The organism is Micromonospora globbae, from assembly GCF_036184225.1.
Taxonomy (GTDB): domain Bacteria; phylum Actinomycetota; class Actinomycetes; order Mycobacteriales; family Micromonosporaceae; genus Micromonospora; species Micromonospora globbae.
In genome coordinates this window covers 2070514-2088065 of sequence record NZ_CP108084.1, presented here as the reverse complement: position 1 = coordinate 2088065, position 17552 = coordinate 2070514, and the positions used below count along the sequence as shown (strand labels likewise).

The 17552-nt window shown below is 76.0% G+C and carries 15 protein-coding genes; 12 read left to right on the top strand and 3 right to left on the bottom strand.

Annotation, left to right across the window (positions count from 1 at the left end):
• The first annotated feature begins 14 nt into the window (after positions 1 to 14).
• The 7 genes from hpnC to hpnH are packed head-to-tail and all read left to right on the top strand — an operon-like array spanning position 15 to position 8624.
• Entirely contained in the window at positions 15 to 872 is an 858-nt protein-coding gene (gene hpnC, locus OG994_RS09335) for a squalene synthase HpnC (RefSeq protein ID WP_328852847.1), read from the top strand.
• Positions 869 to 1744: a presqualene diphosphate synthase HpnD gene (gene hpnD, locus OG994_RS09330; protein WP_328852846.1), complete on the top strand. Its 876-nt coding sequence runs from the start codon at positions 869 to 871 to the stop codon at positions 1742 to 1744. The genes hpnC and hpnD overlap by 4 nt, the downstream gene beginning before the upstream one ends.
• The gene (hpnE, locus tag OG994_RS09325) at positions 1741 to 3117 is read left to right on the top strand and encodes a hydroxysqualene dehydroxylase HpnE (RefSeq protein WP_240032970.1); all 1377 of its coding nucleotides are present in this window, start codon (positions 1741 to 1743) and stop codon (positions 3115 to 3117) included. Before hpnD ends, hpnE begins: the two co-directional genes overlap by 4 nt.
• Positions 3114 to 4121, top strand: a complete 1008-nt coding sequence (locus tag OG994_RS09320) for a polyprenyl synthetase family protein (RefSeq protein WP_120329172.1) — start codon at positions 3114 to 3116, stop codon at positions 4119 to 4121. The genes hpnE and OG994_RS09320 overlap by 4 nt, the downstream gene beginning before the upstream one ends.
• Positions 4121 to 6064, top strand: a complete 1944-nt coding sequence (gene shc / locus OG994_RS09315) for a squalene--hopene cyclase (protein ID WP_120329171.1) — start codon at positions 4121 to 4123, stop codon at positions 6062 to 6064. The genes OG994_RS09320 and shc overlap by 1 nt, the downstream gene beginning before the upstream one ends.
• A gap of 47 nt (positions 6065 to 6111) precedes the next feature.
• Positions 6112 to 7623, top strand: a complete 1512-nt coding sequence (gene ispH, locus OG994_RS31545) for a 4-hydroxy-3-methylbut-2-enyl diphosphate reductase (protein WP_120329327.1) — start codon at positions 6112 to 6114, stop codon at positions 7621 to 7623.
• Between the two features lie 2 nt (positions 7624 to 7625).
• Positions 7626 to 8624 (top strand): adenosyl-hopene transferase HpnH, encoded by a 999-nt coding sequence (gene hpnH, locus OG994_RS09300; protein ID WP_240032991.1) that lies wholly within the window; start codon positions 7626 to 7628, stop codon positions 8622 to 8624.
• 25 nt (positions 8625 to 8649) lie between these two features.
• On the opposite strand, the gene OG994_RS09295 is transcribed toward hpnH, so the two are convergent.
• Together OG994_RS09295 and OG994_RS09290 are read right to left on the bottom strand one after the other, a co-directional pair.
• Positions 8650 to 9399 (bottom strand): SDR family NAD(P)-dependent oxidoreductase, encoded by a 750-nt coding sequence (locus OG994_RS09295; RefSeq protein ID WP_328852845.1) that lies wholly within the window; start codon positions 9397 to 9399, stop codon positions 8650 to 8652.
• Positions 9390 to 12200, bottom strand: a complete 2811-nt coding sequence (locus OG994_RS09290) for a wax ester/triacylglycerol synthase domain-containing protein (protein ID WP_328852844.1) — start codon at positions 12198 to 12200, stop codon at positions 9390 to 9392. The genes OG994_RS09295 and OG994_RS09290 overlap by 10 nt, the downstream gene beginning before the upstream one ends.
• 101 nt (positions 12201 to 12301) lie before the next feature.
• Between OG994_RS09290 and OG994_RS09285 the strand changes: the two genes are divergently transcribed.
• From OG994_RS09285 to OG994_RS09270, 4 genes are all read left to right on the top strand, one after another.
• Positions 12302 to 13162 (top strand): hypothetical protein, encoded by an 861-nt coding sequence (locus tag OG994_RS09285; protein ID WP_120329167.1) that lies wholly within the window; start codon positions 12302 to 12304, stop codon positions 13160 to 13162.
• Positions 13163 to 13444: 282 nt separating this feature from the next.
• Positions 13445 to 14323, top strand: coding sequence for a DMT family transporter (locus OG994_RS09280; protein ID WP_120329166.1), 879 nt, complete (start codon positions 13445 to 13447; stop codon positions 14321 to 14323).
• A gap of 38 nt (positions 14324 to 14361) precedes the next feature.
• Complete coding sequence (locus OG994_RS09275; RefSeq protein WP_328852843.1) at positions 14362 to 14799, top strand: alpha-ketoglutarate-dependent dioxygenase AlkB; 438 nt, start codon at positions 14362 to 14364, stop codon at positions 14797 to 14799.
• The gene (locus OG994_RS09270; RefSeq protein WP_328852842.1) at positions 14796 to 15311 is read left to right on the top strand and encodes a molybdenum cofactor biosysynthesis protein; all 516 of its coding nucleotides are present in this window, start codon (positions 14796 to 14798) and stop codon (positions 15309 to 15311) included. Before OG994_RS09275 ends, OG994_RS09270 begins: the two co-directional genes overlap by 4 nt.
• On the opposite strand, the gene OG994_RS09265 is transcribed toward OG994_RS09270, so the two are convergent.
• On the bottom strand, positions 15299 to 16651 hold the full coding sequence (locus OG994_RS09265; RefSeq protein ID WP_328852841.1) for a glycosyl hydrolase family 18 protein: 1353 nt from the start codon (positions 16649 to 16651) through the stop codon (positions 15299 to 15301). The genes OG994_RS09270 and OG994_RS09265 overlap by 13 nt on opposite strands.
• A 133-nt stretch (positions 16652 to 16784) precedes the next feature.
• On the opposite strand from OG994_RS09265, the gene OG994_RS09260 reads away from it, so the two are divergent.
• The gene (locus OG994_RS09260) at positions 16785 to 17438 is read left to right on the top strand and encodes a DUF6624 domain-containing protein (RefSeq protein WP_120329162.1); all 654 of its coding nucleotides are present in this window, start codon (positions 16785 to 16787) and stop codon (positions 17436 to 17438) included.
• The last annotated feature ends 114 nt before the right edge of the window (positions 17439 to 17552 follow it).

The window sequence follows — 17552 nt, the reverse complement described above, 5'->3', positions numbered from 1 at the left end:
GAAGGAGACCCGGGATGAGCCAACAGGTCGTCGTTCCCGCCGTGCACCGGCTCGCCCAGGCCCGGGCGGCGGAGAACTTCCCGGTCGCGCTGCGCGTGCTGCCCGCCCGGTACCGCCGCCACCTCATCGCCGTCTACGCGTACGCCCGCCACGTCGACGACCTCGGTGACGAGCCGCAGGCCCCCGGGGTCGACCGGACGGCCGAGCTGGACCGGATCGAGGCCGAGCTGCGCGCCCTGTACACCGGCCGCGCCGTGAGCCATCCGGTCGTACGGGCCCTCGCGCCCACCGTCACCGGCTGCGGGCTGCCCCTCGACGCGCTCGTCCGGCTCGTCGAGGCGAACCGGGTCGACCAGCGGGTCACCCGGTACGCGACGTTCGCGCAGCTGGTCGACTACTGCACCCTCTCGGCCAACCCGGTCGGCGAGCTGGTGCTGCACGTCTTCGGCCAGGCCGGGCCGGCACGCCGGGAGCTGTCCGACCGGATCTGCACGGCGTTGCAGCTCGTCGAGCACCTCCAGGACGTCGCCGAGGACCACCGGCGCGGCCGGGTGTACCTGCCGGCCGAGGACCTGGACCGGTTCGGCGTCACCGAGGAGGACCTGGGGCGCCCGGCCGCCACCGCGCCCCTGCGCGAGCTGATCGCGTTCGAGGCCGAACGCGCCCGGGCCTGGCTCGACGCCGGGGCGCCGCTGGTGTCCGCGCTGCACGGGTGGGCCCGCCTCGCGGTCGGCGGCTACCTCGCCGGCGGCCGGGCCACCCTCGACGCGCTCGCCGAGGCCGACCACGACCCGCTGCGCGCCGCCGTCCGCCCCCGCCGCCGACGGGTGCTGCGCCGGTACCTGGCCGCCACCGTGCGGAGCGCCGGATGACCGCCGCCGCCACCAGCACCGTCGAGGCCGCGTACCGCCGCTGCGAGGACATCACCCGCAGCCGGGCGGCGAACTTCGCGTACGGGATCCGGCTGCTGCCGCCGGCGAAGCGGCGCGCGCTGTCGGCCATCTACGCCACCGCCCGGCGGATCGACGACATCGGCGACGGCGGCCTCCCGCCCGACGAGAAGCTCGACCGGCTCGCCGAGACCCGCGCGGCGCTGCACCGGCTGCCGGCCGATGGGGGCGGGGACCCGGTGCTCACGGCGCTCGGGCACGCGGCGGCCCGGATGCCGATCCCGCTGGCCGCCTTTGACGAGCTGATCGACGGGTGCGCGGCCGACGTGACCGGGCGCCGGTACGCCACCTTCGACGAGCTGGTCTGGTACTGCCGCTGCGTGGCCGGGTCCATCGGCCGGCTGTCCCTGGGCGTCTTCGGCACGGCCGAGCCGGCCCGCGCCGCCCCGCTGGCCGACGCCCTCGGCGTGGCCCTCCAGCTCACCAACATCCTGCGCGACCTCGTGGAGGACCGCGCCGACGGGCGGATCTACCTGCCCGCGGAGGATCTGGACCGGTTCGGCTGCACGCTGGAACGCCGCGGGGCTGGGTTCGCCGATCCGCCCGGACGGCTGAGCGAGCTGGTGCGGTTCGAGGCGGCCCGGGCCGCCCGCTGGTACGACACCGGACTGCGGCTGCTCCCGCTGCTGGACCGGCGCAGCGCCGCCTGCACCGCGGCGATGGCGGGCATCTACCGGCGGCTGCTCGCCCGGATCGCGTCCGACCCGCTGGCGGTCACCCGGAGCCGCGTGTCGCTGCCCGGACGCGAGAAGGCCTGGGTGGCGGCCCGCGCACTGGTCGGGCGATCCGCGTGACCGGGCCGGTCGGTGCGTCGCCGGGCGGCGGCGGGGTGTGTGTCGTCGGCGGTGGGCTCGCCGGGATCGCCGCGGCGATCCGCCTGGCCGACCGGGGCCTGCCCGTGACGCTGCTGGAGAGCCGCGCCGAGCTCGGCGGGGCCACGTACTCGTTCCGGCGCGACGGCCTGACCGTCGACACCGGCCAGCACGTCTTCCTGCGCTGCTACCACGCCTACCGGGACCTGCTGGACCGGCTCGGCACCACCGCCGGCACACAGGTGCAGCGGCGGTTCGAGGTGCCCGTGCTGCTGCCCGGGCGGGCCCCGCACGTGCTGACCCGCCGCCGGCTGCCCGCGCCCGCCCACCTGCTGCCCGCGCTGGCCGGCTACCGGCTCATCAGCCCCGCCGAACGGCTCGCCGCCGTCCGCGCGTGCGCCGCACTGCGCCGCGTCGACCCGGACGCGCCCGCCACCGACGGGCAGTGCTTCGGTGACTGGCTGGCCGCGCACGGCCAGAGCCCACGGTCGGTGCGCCGGCTCTGGGACCTGATCACCGTGGCCGCGCTGAACGTGCCCAGCACCCAGGCCTCCCTCGCACTCGCCGCCCGGGTCTTCCGCACCGGCCTGCTGGAGGCCGCGGACGCCGGCGACATCGGCCGGCCGCTGGTGCCCCTGACCGAGCTGCACGCCGTCGCCGCGCGGCGCGTGCTGGACCGGCTGGGCGTCCGGGTACGCCCGCGCTCGCGCGTGCGGTGGATCCACCCCGAACCCGCCGGCTTCCGCGTCGGGGTGGACGGTGGCGAGCTCGCGGCCGACGGGGTCGTGCTCGCCGTGCCGCACCCGGTCGCGGCCGCACTCGTCCCGCCGGCCGCCGCGCCCGCGGCCGGCGACTGGGCGCGGCTCGGCGCCGCGCCGATCGTCAACGTGCACCTGCGTTACGCCCACCGGGTCACCCGGCTGACCATGGCGGCCGCCGTGGAGTCCCCGGCCCAGTGGATCTTCGACCGCTCGGGGCCGGACGCCGGCGACGAGCAGCACCTCGTGGTGTCGATCTCGGCCGCCGACGCCGAGATCGACCGTCCCGCCGCGGAGCTGGTGGCCACCCAGCGCCGGGCACTCGCCGACCTCTTTCCCGCCGCGCGGCACACCCCGGTACGCGACGCGTTCGTCACCCGGGAGCCGCGGGCCACGTTCCGGCAGAACCCCGGCACCCGGGCGTACCGGCCGGCGGCGGGCACCCGCCTGCCCGGGCTGGTCCTGGCCGGCGCATGGACCGACACCGGATGGCCGGACACGATGGAGGGCGCGGTGCGCAGCGGTCAGGTGGCCGCCGACACCCTCGCCCACCAGCTCGTGTCCCGGCCCCGACACCACACGGAGGCCGCACGATGACCGTTGTACGCAGCCGCAGCACCGACCAGATCCAGACGTACGTCGAGCCGGCCATCCGGGCGCTGCTGGACCGCCTGGACGCGGGCAACCGGCTGGTGGCCGGCTACCAGCTCGGCTACTGGGACGCCGACGGGTCACCCGCGGCCAGCCAGGGCAAGGGCCTGCGGCCGGCGCTGGCGCTGCTGTCGGCGCGGGCCGCGGGAGCCGCCCCGGAGGCGGGGGCACCGGCGGCCGCGGCGGTCGAGCTCGCGCACAACTTCTCGCTGCTGCACGACGACGTGATGGACGGCGACACCGAGCGCCGCCACCGGCCGACCGCGTGGACGGTGTTCGGCGTCGGCCCGGCGATCCTCGCCGGCGACGCGCTCATCGGGCTCGCGTACGAGGCGCTCGTCGAGGTGCCCGGTGGTGAGCCGGCGGCCCGCCGCCTCGCCGAGGACGTCCGCGCGCTGATCGCCGGGCAGATGGCGGACCTGAGCTTCGAGCGGCGCGACGACGTGACGCTCGACGAGTGCCTGGCAATGGCCGGGAACAAGACGGCGGCCCTGCTGGCCGCGTCCTGCGCGCTCGGCGCGCTGCTCTGCGGCGGCCCGCCGGGGCTGGTCGACGGGCTCTCCCGGTTCGGCTCCCACCTGGGGCTCGCGTTCCAGCTCGTCGACGACGTGCTGGGCATCTGGGGCGACCCCGGCCGCACGGGCAAGCCCGTCGGGTCGGACCTGCGCGCCCGCAAGCGCAGCATCCCCGTCGTCCGGGCGTTGACCAGCGGCGACCCCGCCGGCCTGGCCCTGGCCGACCTGTACCGCTCACCCGAGCCGCTGACCGACGAGGACGTGGCCCGGGCGAGCGAGCTGATCGAGGCGACCGGCGCCCGCGAGTGGACCCAGCAGCGGGCGTGGCAGGAGACCGAGCGGGCCCGGGCCGAGCTGGAGGCCCTGGACCTGCCGGAGGACGTACGCGGCGAACTCGCCGACGTGGCCGACTTCATCACGGGACGGGACCACTGATGACCGAGCTGCTGTCACCGAAGACCACCACCACCGTCGAGGCGGAGCGCCCCGGCGCCGACGTGCTCGACGAGGCGCGGGACGCGCTGCGGCGCGCCCGGGACCACCTGCTGGACCTCCAGGACGAGGCCGGCTGGTGGAAGGGCGACCTCGCCACGAACGTCACGATGGACGCCGAGGACCTGATGCTGCGGCAGTTCCTCGGCATCCGGACCGCCGAGCAGACCGCCGAGACGGCCCGCTGGATCCGCTCCCAGCAGCGTCCCGACGGCTCCTGGGCGATCTTCCACGGCGGCCCGGGGGACCTGTCGACCACCATCGAGGCGTACGTGGCGCTGCGCCTGGCCGGCGACACCGTCGAGGCGCCGCACATGGCGGCCGCGGCGGCGTTCGTCCGGGCGCACGGAGGCGTGGCGGCCAGCCGGGTGTTCACCCGGTTCTGGCTGGCCCTGTTCGGCCACTGGCCCTGGTCGCAGCTGCCCGCCGTGCCGCCCGAACTCGTGCTCCTGCCGTCCTGGGTGCCGTTCAACGTCTACGACTTCGCCTGCTGGGCGCGGCAGACCATCGTCCCGCTGTCCATCGTGCGGGCGCTGCGGCCGGTGCGGTCGCTCGGCTTCGGCGTCGACGAGCTGCGCACGAACGCGCGGCCACCCCGGCCGCCCCGGCTGGGCAGCCGGCCCGGCCTGCTCTACCGGCTGGACCGCCTCGCCAGCGGGTACGAGCGGATCGCCCGCGGCCCGGTACGCCGGCACGCGCTGCGCCGGGCCGCCGAGTGGATCGTCGCCCGCCAGGAGGCGGACGGGTCGTGGGGCGGGATCCAGCCGCCCTGGGTCTACTCGCTGATGGCGTTGCACCTGCTCGGCTACCCGCTGGACCACCCGGTGCTGCGGGCCGGACTGGACGGGCTGGAACGGTTCACGGTGCGGACGCAGACCCCGGACGGCCCGGCGCGCTGGCTGGAGGCGTGCCAGTCGCCGGTCTGGGACACCGCGCTGGCCGTCACCGCGCTCACCGACGCCGGGCTGCCGGCCGAGCACCCCGCCGTCGAGCGCGCCGGGCGGTGGCTGCTGAGCGAGGAGATCCGGGTCCGGGGCGACTGGGCCGTACGCCGGCCGGACACGCCGGCCGGCGGCTGGGCCTTCGAGTTCGACAACGACGGGTACGCCGACACCGACGACACCGCTGAGGTGATCATGGCGTTGCGGCGGACCGGCGTGCCCGCGGAGGCGGCGGTGCTGCGCGGCACCCGCTGGCTGCTCGGCATGCAGTCCCGCGACGGCGGCTGGGCGGCGTTCGACGCCGACAACACCCGCGCCATCCTCGGCGAGCTGCCGTTCTGCGACTTCGGCGAGGTCATCGACCCGCCCAGCGCCGACGTGACGGCGCACGTCGTGGAGGCACTGGCGGCGGAGAACTACGCCGGCACGACGCCGGTGCGGCGCGGCGTGCACTGGCTGCTGCGGGCCCAGGAGCCGGACGGCTCGTGGTTCGGCCGGTGGGGCGCCAACCACGTGTACGGCACCGGCGCCGTGGTGCCGGCGCTCGTGGCCGCGGGCGTGCCCCGCCGGCATCCCGCGATCCGCCGGGCCGTGGACTGGCTGTTCGCGCACCAGAACGCCGACGGCGGCTGGGGCGAGGACCTGCGCTCCTACCGAGACCCGTCCTGGATCGGCCGCGGCGAGTCGACCGCCTCGCAGACCGCGTGGGCCCTGCTCGCGCTGCACGCCGCCGGCCACGGCACCGGCGAGCGGGCGCTGCGGGCGGTGCGCTGGCTGGTCGACACCCAGCGCCCGGACGGCGGGTGGGACGAGCCCCAGTTCACGGGCACCGGCTTCCCCGGCGACTTCTACATCAACTACGGGCTGTACCGGCTGGTCTTCCCGATCAGCGCGCTCGGCCGGATCCTCGGCACGCGGGCGGACGAGGCCACGGTGACGCGGTGATCCGCCCCGCTGTCCCGGCCGACCCGGCGTGGACGCTGTACGCGCCCATGCGGCCGGAGCTGTCCGCGCTGCGCCGGGGGCTCGGCGATCCCGCACCCCATGGTCGGCTCACGCTGTGTCGCACCGGCATCGGGCCGCGTCGCGCCCGCTCGGCGGCGGCGCTGCGCCCGGCCGGCACGGGGCCGGTGGCGGTCGCCGGGATCGCCGGTGGGCTCGCCCCCGACCTCGCCACGGGCGACGTGGTGGTGGCGAGCGTGGTCCGTGCCGACCCGCTCGCGCCGGACGCCCCGGCGGGGGAGCTGCGGATGCCCGACGCCGACCTGCTCGCGGCGGCGCTGCGCAGGCGGGGGCTGCGGGTGCACGTCGGCCCGGTCGTCAGCACCGACCGGCTGGTCGACGGCGCGGCCCGGGACCGGCTGGCCGCGACCGGCGCGCTCGCCGCCGACCTGGAGTCGGCGTGGCTGCTGGCCGGCTGCGCCGGACGCCCCACGGCCTGCGTACGCGTGGTCGCCGACACGGCGGCCGGACCGCTGTACCGGCCGGCCACCCTGCGCCGGGTGCGCGCGGCGCTGCGGGTGCTGCCGGTGGTGGCCGCGGCGCTCACCGAGTGGGCCGCGGCGGCCGGCAGCGTGCACCGGTTGCTGCTGGCCTCGCCCCGGTCGTTCTGCGCCGGCGTGGAACGGGCGATCGCCGTGGTGGAGCAGGCGTTGCGCCGGCACGGCCCGCCGGTCTACGTGCGCAAGCAGATCGTGCACAACGCCCGGGTGGTGGCCGACCTGCGGGCCCAGGGCGCCGTCTTCGTCGACGAGCTCGACGAGGTGCCCGACGGGGCGCTCACCGTGTTCTCCGCGCACGGCGTGGCGCCGGCCGTGCGGAAGGAGGCCGCCGACCGGCGGCTGCCGGTGATCGACGCGACCTGCCCGCTGGTGACGAAGGTGCACGCCGAGGCCCGCCGGTTCGCCGGCCGTGGCGACACGGTGCTGCTCATCGGGCACCCGGGCCACGAGGAGACCGAGGGCACCCTGGGCGAGGCGCCCGACCGGATCCGCCTCGTGCCCGACCCGGCCACCGCCGAGACGGTGCAGGTGGACGACCCGGAGCGGGTGTCGTACCTGGTGCAGACCACGCTCGCCGTGGACGAGGCGGCGGGGATCCTCGACACGCTGCGCCGCCGGTTCCCGGCGCTGGCCGGTCCCGGCTCCGACGACATCTGCTACGCCACCACGAACCGGCAACGGGCCATCACGGCCGTCGCGGCCCACGCCGACCTGGTGCTGGTCATCGGTTCCGCGAACTCCTCGAACTCCCGGCGGCTCGTGGAGGTCGCCGAACGGGCGGGTGCCCGGGCGCACCTCGTGGACGACGTGAGCGGCATCGACCTGCGCTGGCTCGCGGGCGCCGCGACGGTCGGCATCACGGCCGGCGCCTCGGCGCCGCCGGGACTGGTCGACGAGGTGGTGGCCGCACTGACCGCCCTCGGGGCGAAGGAGGTGAGCGAGCACACCGCAGCAGTGGAGGACGTGGTTTTCACCCTGCCGAAGGAGGTACGCCAGCCGTGAGTATGCCGTTGCGTCAGAGCCTACGTATCGCGCGATACCTGGCCGGACAGAAGATACGCGGGCGCAAGCAGTTCCCGTTGCTGCTGGAACTGGAGCCGCTGTTCGCCTGCAACCTGAAGTGCGCGGGCTGCGGCAAGATCCAACAGCCGGCGAGCCTGCTCAAGCGCCGGATGCCCGTGGAGCAGGCGCTGGCCGCCGTGGAGGAGTGCGGCGCGCCGATGATCTCCATCGCCGGCGGCGAGCCGCTCATGCACCCGGAGATCGACAAGCTCGTGGCCGAACTGGTGCGCCGCAAGAAGTTCGTGTTCCTCTGCACCAACGCGATGCTGCTGCCCAAGAAGATCGACAAGTTCCGGCCGTCGCCGTACTTCGCGTTCACCGTCCACATCGACGGCCTGCGGGAACGGCACGACGCGGCGGTGTGCAAGGACGGCGTCTTCGACGTCGCCGTGGAGGCGGTCCGCGAGGCCAAGCGGCGCGGCTTCCGGGTCACCACGAACACCACGTTCTTCAACACCGACACCCCGCAGACGGTCATCGAGGTGCTCGACTACCTCAACGACGACCTGAAGGTCGACGAGATGATGCTCGCGCCGGCGTACGCGTACGAGAAGGCGCCGGACCAGGAGCACTTCCTGGGCGTCATGGAGACCCGGGAGCTGTTCCGCAAGGCGTTCTCCGGTGGTCGCCGGGCCCGCTGGCGGCTCAACCACTCGCCGCTGTTCCTGGACTTCCTGGAGGGGAAGGTCGACTTCCCGTGCACCGCGTGGGCCATCCCGTCGTACTCGCTGCTGGGCTGGCAGCGGCCCTGCTACCTGCTCTCCGACGGGTACGCCGCGAGCTACCGGGAACTGCTCGAGACGACCGACTGGGACAGCTACGGACGGGGACGCGACGCGCGCTGCGCCAACTGCATGGCGCACTGCGGGTACGAGCCGACGGCCGTGCTGGCCACCATGTCGTCGCTGCGGGAGTCGCTGCGCGCGATCCGGGACACGTGAGCGGGCGCGGGGGAGGACCGGCGGCTCAGCCGAACCGGGTCGCGAGCCGGCGGTACAGCCCCGGCAGCAGCCCGCGTACGGCCACGGGCAGGCGCAGCCAGCCCGGCACGTACACCTCGGCCCGGTCCCGGACAATCGCGTCGACGAGCGCGTCGGCGACCCGCTCCGGCGGCACCGGACGGGGGCGCCGGCGTCGGTACGGCTGGCCCCGGCGGACGAAGAACGGGGTGTCCACCACGCCGGGCACCACCGTGCTCACCCCGACCCGGCGGCCGGCCAGCTCCATCCGCAGGCTCTGGGCGAAGGTGTCCAGGCCGGCCTTCGTGGCCGCGTAGACGGACTCGCCGTTCACGCCGAGCCGGCCGGCGATCGACCCCACGAACACGAGGTGCCCGCCGCGGTGGCACATTCCGGGCAGCAGCGCCCGGGTCAGCTCGATGGGCGCGCGCAGGTTGACCGCGAGCAGTTCGTCGGCGAGCGCGTCCGCCATCCCGCCGAACGGGCCGGCCCAGCCCACGCCGGCGTTGTTGACGAGGACGTCCACCCGCGTGTGCCGGGCCAGGGCCTGCTCGGCCAGCTCGCGTCCGGCGTGCGGCCGGCCCAGGTCGCTCACGATCGTGGTGGCGCCGGTCTCCGCGGCGAGGCGGGCCAGCCGGTCCGCGTCGCGGCCGGCGGCCACGACCTGACTCCCGGCGCCGGCGAGGCGCCGTACCACCGCCGCGCCGATCCCCGACGACGCTCCCGTCACCAGCACTACCGCGCCGGTCAGGCGCATCGGGGCACCCCGGGTGGAGGCGCACCCGGCACCGCCGCGTCGTCCGTCGCCGGCCCGTCCGCGGCGCGGTCGGCCCCGTCCGGTCCGCCGCCATCCCGAGGCCCCCGGGCCCGGCTTCCCGCGCCGGCGGCCGCGCGAACGGCGCCCGCGCTGCCCGCGGTGGCGGGCGTGCTCCCGGCGGTGGCGGGCGTGCTGCCGGCCTCGGGCTGCGGCCCACCCTCGGGGTGGGCGTCGATCTCGGCGAGCAGCGCGGCCAGGTTGGCCCGCACCTGCGCCACCACGGTGTCGCCGACGTCGGCGAGGGCCCCGGTGAGCAGCACCCCGAGCCCGAAGCTGCCGCCGAGCCGCAGGATGCCGATGCCGATGTGCACCCCGTCGGCGAGGCCGACCACCGGTGCGGCGGCGCGCAGGGGCGCGCCGCTGAGCACCCGTGGCGGGAAGGTCGCCGGGACGTACGAGACGATCACGTTGAGCCGGCGGCTGGTGTAGACGCGCCGGGCCATCGCGGCGTGCAGCGGCGCCGGGAGGACGCCCATCGCCCGCATCACGAGGTTCGCGGCCTCGGGTTCACCGCTGCGGAGCGCGTCGCGCAGGGAGCGGCGCACCGCGGCCACCCGGTCCCGTGGCGGTCCCGCCCCCATGGGCAGGTCGAGGGTGACGGCCCCGGTCCAGTTGCCCTGGGTGGGAGCCCGCCGGCGCGCGTCGCGGGACACGGCGAACATCACCCGCAGCCGCTCCGGCACCGGAGCCGGGTGCGCGGCGCCCAGCGCCGCGGCGGTGAGCGCGAGCATCAGCTCGCTGGGGTGGGCCTGGCAGGACCGGGCCGCGCGGAGCACGTCCGCGGCCGGCAGGCTCGCCGTGAGCAGACGCCGCCGGGACGAGTCGAGCCGGCGGTTGAGGGGCGTGCGCGGCGCGGTGCCCTGCGTGGCCAGCCGGGCCAGTCCGCGTACGGTCCGGCCGAGCTGGCGCGCCGTCTCCCGCGCCTGGTCGAGCCCGCCCCGCTCCGGGGCGGGCGCCCCCCGCCGGCCCAGCAGGGTGCGGCCACCGGCCGGCGCCTCCCGCCGGGGCGGCTCGGGCGCGTCGAGCAGCCGGCGCAGCACGGCGATCACGGACAGGCCGTCCCCGAGGCAGTGGTGCAGCTTCACCGCGAGCCGGGTACGCCCGTCCGGCAGCCCTCCGACGAGCAGCATCCGCCAGGGTGGACGGTCGGTGGGCAGCGGCTCGGACCAGAAGCGGTCCACGGCGGCGCCGCCGTCGTCACCCGGCGCGACGTGGATCTCGTCGACGTGGGCGGCCGGGTCCACGTACCGGTCGATCACCCAGCCGGGGCGGCGCCAGCGGCCCCGGTCGACCAGGCGGCGGCGCAGCGTGGTGATCGCCGGCAGCCGCCGCGCCAGCAGCGCCGTCACCTCCGCCCGGGTGACGGGCTGGCCGTCGGGGCGCGCACCCAGCTCCATGACCGTGCCGATCTGCTGCGGCTCGGTGGGAGTCTGGACGTGGAGGAAGAACGCGTCCTGCGCCCGGAGCGGCCAGCTCGCGGGGCGGCGTCGTGGCGCGCCCCCGGCCCGCCCCCGCGTCCGCGCGTCGCCCCTCGCCGAGGCATCGTCCCCCGCCGCGGCGTCCCCCGCCGCGTCGCCCCTCGCCGCGGCGTCGCCCGGCGCGCCGACCCGCGAGGTGCGCGCGGCGGCGACCGCCGGCAGCCCCAGGTCGGGCAGCCGCCCGTCCGGTGGGACCTCGACGGTGCGCGCCGGCAGGGCGAGCCGGCTGCGCACGCCGGCGACAAGCGCCTGCGGGGTGTGGGCCGTCTCGGCGAGCCCGGCCGCCGCCATCAACGCCGCGTTCGCCGTGCCGTGCGCGGCGATCGGCCGGTACATCACGATCGGGGTGCCGGTGGCCAGCGCCTCGAGCGCGGTGGCCCCGCCCGCGTTGGTGACCAGCAGGCGGGCGGCCTGCAGCAGCGTCGGCATGTCGTCGACCCAGCCGCGTACGAGCAGCCGTCCCGGGGGCACGTCGAGCGCCGCCAACCGGGCCGCGAGCCGGTCGTTGCGCCCGCAGACGGCCACCACCTGGATGGGGTCGCCGATGCCGACCAGGGCGCGGATGGCCTCCTCGACGGCCCCGAAGCCGTACGAGCCGCACGCGACCACCACGGCGGCGCGGTCCGGGTCGAGATCGCAGCGCCGGGCGGCCGCCACCCGGTCACCGGGACGGAACGAGTCCAGCACCGGGGGCGCGCAGACCCCCAGCGACGACCCCTCGGCGGCGACCGCCGCGACCGGCAGCGCGGCGGGGTGCACCACGACGTTGAGGTCCAGTTCCGGGTACACCCAGAACGGGTGCGGGGCGAAGTCGGAGATCCAGGCGCCGACCGGGACGCCGAGCCCGCGGTGCCGGCGCAGCCACGCCAGCCCGGCGCTGCCCAGGGGATACGTGGAGACGATAAGGTCGGGGTCGAACCCCTCGATGACCGGGCCGAGGCGCCGCCCCGCCCACGAGCCGGTGAACCACTTGGCCGTGGCGGCGAACCACCGGTGCCGCCACAGCGAGGCCCAGAAGAACTCGTACAGCCAGGGCGTCACCGCCACGTTGGTGACGTAGGTGCGGCGGAAGCCCCGACCGACCCCCGGCCCCATGACCTCGAGGGTGTCCACCCAGCCGACCCGGCTGCCCGGCCAGATCGCGTGGACGCGCTCCTCGAGCGCCCGACCGGTCGCGTCGTGCCCGCCGCCGATGTCGGCCGAGACGACCAGCACCCGCCGGGCGACCGGCTCGGCCGGCTCAGGGCCGGCCGGCGTGTTCACCGCGCACCCGCCGGGCTCGGCGTGCGATACCCGGGCTCAGACGGGTATGCGCAGGTGCTTCCGCCGGCCGCGTCCGGCACCGTCGACACCGGGATCGTGACATGGCCGTGGGCTTCGCGCTGGCGATCGCCGCCGCGCTGTGCAGCGCGACGGCTGCGATCGTGCAGTCGATCGGCGCGCGCCGGCTGGCCGCCACCCCGCACGTCGACCCCCGGCTGCTGCTGCGGCTGGTCCGCAACGGCCCGTACGCCACCGGCCTGGTGCTGGACGGGGCGTCCTCCCTGCTCACGTTCACGGCGCTGCGGATCCTGCCGATCTTCGCGGTGCAGGCGGTCGGGGCGGCCAACCTCGGCATGGTGGCGCTCATCGCCATGTGCGTCCTGCGCCTGCGGTTGACCGCCCGCGACTGGGGGGCGATCGGCGGTGTGATCGCCGGACTGGTGCTGCTGGTGCTCTCCGCGGTCGCCGCGCCGCCGAACGAGGTGACCGGAACGGCCGGCTGGTGGCTGCTCGCCGCGGTGGTCGTGCTCGCCGGCGGGGCGTACCTCGGCAGCCCGGCGATGTCCGGCCCCGCCGTGCCGGGCCTGCTGGCCGGGCTGTCGTTCGGGTCCGCGGCCCTCGGCGCGCGGCTGCTCGGCCGGGTGGAGACCGTCGGGGCGCTCGTCGCGAGCCCCGCGACCTACGCCGTGGTGCTCGCCGGCCTGACCGGCGTGCTGCTCTACGCGATGGCGCTGCAACGGGGCTCGGTGACGGTCACGTCCGCCTCGGCCATCGTGGGGCAGACGGTGGCGCCCGCCCTGACCGGGTGGCTGCTGCTCGGGGACCGGGTGCGGCCCGGCTTCACCCCGGTGGCGGTCCTCGGTTTCCTGCTCGCCGTCAGCGGCGCGGTCGCGCTCGCCCGGCACGCCCAGCCGCACGCCGGACGAGACGACTGCGGGCCGGAGGGCGGGCCGGGTCGCTGACATGTCGGGTTCTCCCAGGCGTACGCGGAGGAGGGGCGCCGACAGCCACCCCTTCGGAACAATCATCAGCTTAGTCACCGTTTGCGTACTCTCATGGTGATTGCGGCAGTCTCGGCGCGACCCGGACCCCGGCCGACCCACCCGCCGTTTATCCGCACCGGGGTGGGGAACCCGCGCCGCGCCGCCACCGGCCGTGGCGACGGGAACACCCCACGGCCCCGGACGGCGGGACGCGGACGACCACGGCATGGAGGTGCAGGTGACCGGTCCGGTTGGAGTGCGGTGAGCGGGGCCGGGGAACTGGCCGTCGGTATCCCGATCGCACTGGCCGCCGCCGCGGCGTTCGGGGCGTCGGGGGTGCTCCAGTTCCGCTCCGGCCGGCAGGTGCCGGAGGAGCCGGCCGGGCGGCCCACGCTGCTTGCCCATCTGGTGCGCATCCCGAGTTGGCGCTGGTCGGTGGTGCTCGCGGTCCTGGCGTTCGCCCTCCAGGTGGCGGCGCTCAGCCTGATCCCGCTGATCCTCGTGCAGCCGCTGCTGGTCACGGGACTCGTGTGGTACGTCCTGCTCTTCGCGGCGTTCGCGCACGACCGCCCCGACCGCACCATCCTGCTGGAGTCCACCCTGTGCCTGTTCGGCCTGGCGGCCTTCCTCGTGATCGCCGACCCGGGGCGAGGCCAGGGGCGGGGGCTGGAGTCGTTCTGGTCGGCCCTGCTGCTCGGGATCGCCGTGGTCGTCGCGGTGGGACTCTGCTTGCTGGCGGCGCTGAAGCTCGACCGGCGCTGGCGACCCATGCCGTTGGCGCTGGCCGCGGGGGTCTGCTACGGCGTGACCGCCGGCCTCATCAGCAGCCTCGCGTTCCACCTCGACGAGAGCCCGTGGGAGGTGTTCACGCAGTGGCAGGCGTACGCCGTCCTCGTGCTCGGCCCGTTCGGGGTGCTGCTCAGCCAGAACGCCTACCAGGCCGGGCCGCTGGGCGCCCCGGCCCTGGCCGCGATCACGGTCACCGACCCCGTCGTGGCCATCCTGGTCGGCCTGATCTGGCTGGACGAGCAGATCCGCGGCGGCCCGCTGCCGGCCCTCGGCGAGGCGTTGTCGCTCGTGGTGGTGATCCTCGCCGTGGGCATGCTGGCCCGGCGCGCACCCCACGTGAAGGGGGGATAGCGCTCGCCCTGGCCGCGTACGACTTCGGCGAGGTGCGGATGCACGGCCGGATCGCCCGGCGCACCGTCCGGCACTTCGGCTACGACTACGATTACGGCTCCTTCCAGCTCAGCGAGACGGAGGCGCTGCCGGTGGAGCTGCACGAGGTCCGCGAGCGCTGCGCCCGCCTCGCCGGCGTGCCGGCCGCCGACCTGGCGCAGGCCCTCGTCACCCGCTACCCGCCCGGGTCGGTGATCGGCTGGCACCGGGACGCCCCGGCGTTCGGCCCGACCGTGGTCGGCCTCTCGCTGGGCTCCGCCTGCCTGTTGCGGTTCCAGCGCGGCAGGGCCGACCAGCGCCGGGTGTACGAGGTGGAACTGGCGCCCCGCTCGGCGTACGTGCTGGCCGGCGCCGCCCGGTCGAGCTGGCAGCACAGCATCCCGCCGGTGCCGGCGCTGCGCTACTCGATCACCTTCCGGCAGGTGCGCGGCAGATGAGCGACCCTGTCCCGCCCGACGGCCCGCGGATCGTGCAGCTGCTGGCCTCGCCCGTCCACCGCTACGTCGGCCGGCCGGCCGACGGACCGGCCCCCGCCCCGCCCGGCGAGCTGGTCGAGGAGGTCCAGCTCCGGGCCGGGCTCGGGATCGTGGGCGACCGGTACTTCGGCAGGCCGGCGCACCGGGAGGCGAGCGTCACGCTGATCGCCCGGGAGTCCCTGCCGCCCGGTGCGGACCTTCGGCAGGTGCGGCGCAACGTGCTCACCGCCGGCATCGCCGTCGACGAGCTGGTCGGGAAGATCCTGGTGCTGGACTCGGGGGCCGGTCCGGTCCGGCTGCGCGTGAACCGGCCGGCGAATCCCTGCGCCTGGATGGACGTGGCGATCGGGCCGGGCGCGTGGCGGGCGCTGCGCCGCCGGGGCGGCGTACGCTGCGCGCCGCTCACCGACGGACTCCTGCGCGTCGGTCCGGTGGACGTGACGATCGAGGAGCCGGACCCTCACCGGCCCTGAAGCGCCCGGACGTTGTCGCCGAACGTCCAGCCCCTGCTGCCGTCCCAGTTCAGCGACCAGGTCATCAGCCCCTTCAGACCGCCGCCGTAGGTGTTCCAGGCCTGGGCGACCGCCGCGGGGGCGAGGTGACCGCCGCCGGCGCCCGGCTGGGCCGGCAGGCCGGGGACCTGCTTGTCGTACGGCACCCGGATCGTGGTGCCCTGCACGACGAGCCCGGTGTTGAGGCAGTCGGTCTGGCGGGTGAAGCCCTGCACGGTGCCGGCCGGGTACGAGTCGCCGGCGCAGCCGTACATGCTGCCGTTGTAGTACTGCATGTTCAGCCACCAGAGCCGGCCGTTGTCGACGTACCGCTTGATGATCGGCAGGTAGGCGCCCCAGATCGACCCGTAGGTGACGCTGCCCCCGGTGACGTACGCGGTCTCCGGCGCCATGGTCAGCCCGAAGCCCTGAGGCATCTGGGCGAGCACACCGTCGATGATGCGGATCAGGTTCGCCTGCGAGGTGGAGAGCTGGTTGATGTTGCCGCTGCCGGTCAGCCCGGTCTCGATGTCGATGTCGATCCCGTCGAAGTTGTATCGCTTGAGGATCGGCACGACCGTGGCGACGAACCGGTCGGCGACGGCGGCCGAACTGAGGTCGATGCCGGCGGTCGCGCCGCCGATCGACATCAGGATGGTCAGCCCGGCCGCCTTGGCCTGGCACATCTCGGCGGGTGTCGGCACCTTCACGGTGGCGTCCATGCCGTCCTCCCAGAGCACCGTGCCGTCGGTGCGGATCACCGGGAAGGCCGCGTTGACCACGTTGTAGCCGTGCGCGGGGATCCGGGGGTCGGTGATCGGGATCCAGCCCAGCGGCGGGTGGACGCCGTTCGCGGCGCCGTCCCAGTTCTCCCAGTAGCCCTGGAGCACCTTGCCCGCCGGCTTCGGCCGCAGGGCGCAGGTGGCCGACCCGGGCGGGGTGGCGGTCGGCGTCGGGGTGGCCGTGGGCGACGGGGTGCGGGTGGGCGACGGTGTCGGCGTGGGGGAGGAGGTCACGGTGGGCGACGGCGACGGGCCGGCCTCGCACGGGCCGAGGTCCGTCCACAGCGCCGGCGTCGAGGCCGGGTTCCACCCGGAGCCGGGCGGCGGGGTGTGGGTGACCAGCGCCTGGTACGTGCGGCTCGCCCAGGTCACCCGGCTGCCCGCGGGGTAGGTGACACCCTCGCGCCACTCGGGTGCCGAGCAGGCCGCGACCGCGCTGGCGGTGGTCGTGGCGAACCCGTTGGCGGCCGGCAGCGCCGCGAGGGCGGCGACCAGCGCCGCGCCGGCCAGCAGCGCGGACGTCCCACGTCGAAGTCGCATGACATGCCTCCTCATCGATGCAGCGGAGGCTATCAGTTAACTTTGTTAAATGTAAATGCTCCGATTCCCCCCGCCGGTGCCTTGTGGCCCGCCGGCCCGGAAGACAGAATCGGGCGGCGAGGGGAGGTGGGCCATGCGCACGTCGCCACGACGGCTCGTCCCGCTCGCCACTCTCGCCCTGCTCGTCGGCTGCGCCGACACGCCCCGGCCGGTCGACTCCGCCGCCACGCCGGTCGCCTCGACCACGCCGGCCGCGCCGCCGCCCGTGCCGACACCGTCGGTGACCCGCTCACCCGCCCGGTACGACAAGGCCCTGCACGACGAACTCGTCGCGATGCTCCGGCGCGACCAGGCCGACCGCGAGGGCCGGCCGCAGGCCGAGAGCGACCAGGCGCGTACCGCCCGGCTGAAGGAGATCGTCGCCGCGCACGGCTGGCCGACCATCGACCTCGTCGGCGAGGACGGCGAGGACGCCGCCTGGGCGATCGCCCAGCACTCGGACTTCGACCTGGCCTTCCAGGAGCGGGCCGTCGAGCTGCTGCGCGCCGCGGTGGCCGCCGGCCAGGCGTCGCCGGGCAACCTCGCCTACCTGGAGGACCGGGTCGCGGTCGCCAAGGGGGAGCCCCAGGTGTACGGCACGCAGGTCCGCTGCGGGCCCGACGGACCGGTGCCCGCGACCCCGATCCGCGACGAGGCGGGCGTCGACGGCCGGCGGGCCGGGGCCGGCCTGCCCTCGTTCGCCGCCTACCTCGCCGAGATGGCGGCGATCTGCGCCGAGGGCGGCTAGCCGGGTCCCTCGGCCCGCGGCGGTGAGAGTCGACGCGGCCTGGCCGGGACCGCCCCGCCACGGATCGGCCTCGCCGCGGCCGGCTGTGTCGCAGGATCCGCGCGCGCCGGTCGC

Coding starts and splice junctions, on each gene's coding strand:
- OG994_RS09285 (WP_120329167.1), top strand. CDS start 12,302: ATGGCCGTGGGCTTCGCGCTGGCGATCGCCGCCGCGCTGTGCAGCGCG.
- hpnH (WP_240032991.1), top strand. CDS start 7,626: ATGCCGTTGCGTCAGAGCCTACGTATCGCGCGATACCTGGCCGGACAG.
- OG994_RS09275 (WP_328852843.1), top strand. CDS start 14,362: ATGCACGGCCGGATCGCCCGGCGCACCGTCCGGCACTTCGGCTACGAC.
- OG994_RS09265 (WP_328852841.1), bottom strand. CDS start 16,651: ATGCGACTTCGACGTGGGACGTCCGCGCTGCTGGCCGGCGCGGCGCTG.
- OG994_RS09320 (WP_120329172.1), top strand. CDS start 3,114: ATGACCGTTGTACGCAGCCGCAGCACCGACCAGATCCAGACGTACGTC.
- OG994_RS09260 (WP_120329162.1), top strand. CDS start 16,785: ATGCGCACGTCGCCACGACGGCTCGTCCCGCTCGCCACTCTCGCCCTG.
- ispH (WP_120329327.1), top strand. CDS start 6,112: ATGCGGCCGGAGCTGTCCGCGCTGCGCCGGGGGCTCGGCGATCCCGCA.
- shc (WP_120329171.1), top strand. CDS start 4,121: ATGACCGAGCTGCTGTCACCGAAGACCACCACCACCGTCGAGGCGGAG.
- OG994_RS09295 (WP_328852845.1), bottom strand. CDS start 9,399: ATGCGCCTGACCGGCGCGGTAGTGCTGGTGACGGGAGCGTCGTCGGGG.
- hpnC (WP_328852847.1), top strand. CDS start 15: ATGAGCCAACAGGTCGTCGTTCCCGCCGTGCACCGGCTCGCCCAGGCC.
- hpnD (WP_328852846.1), top strand. CDS start 869: ATGACCGCCGCCGCCACCAGCACCGTCGAGGCCGCGTACCGCCGCTGC.
- OG994_RS09270 (WP_328852842.1), top strand. CDS start 14,796: ATGAGCGACCCTGTCCCGCCCGACGGCCCGCGGATCGTGCAGCTGCTG.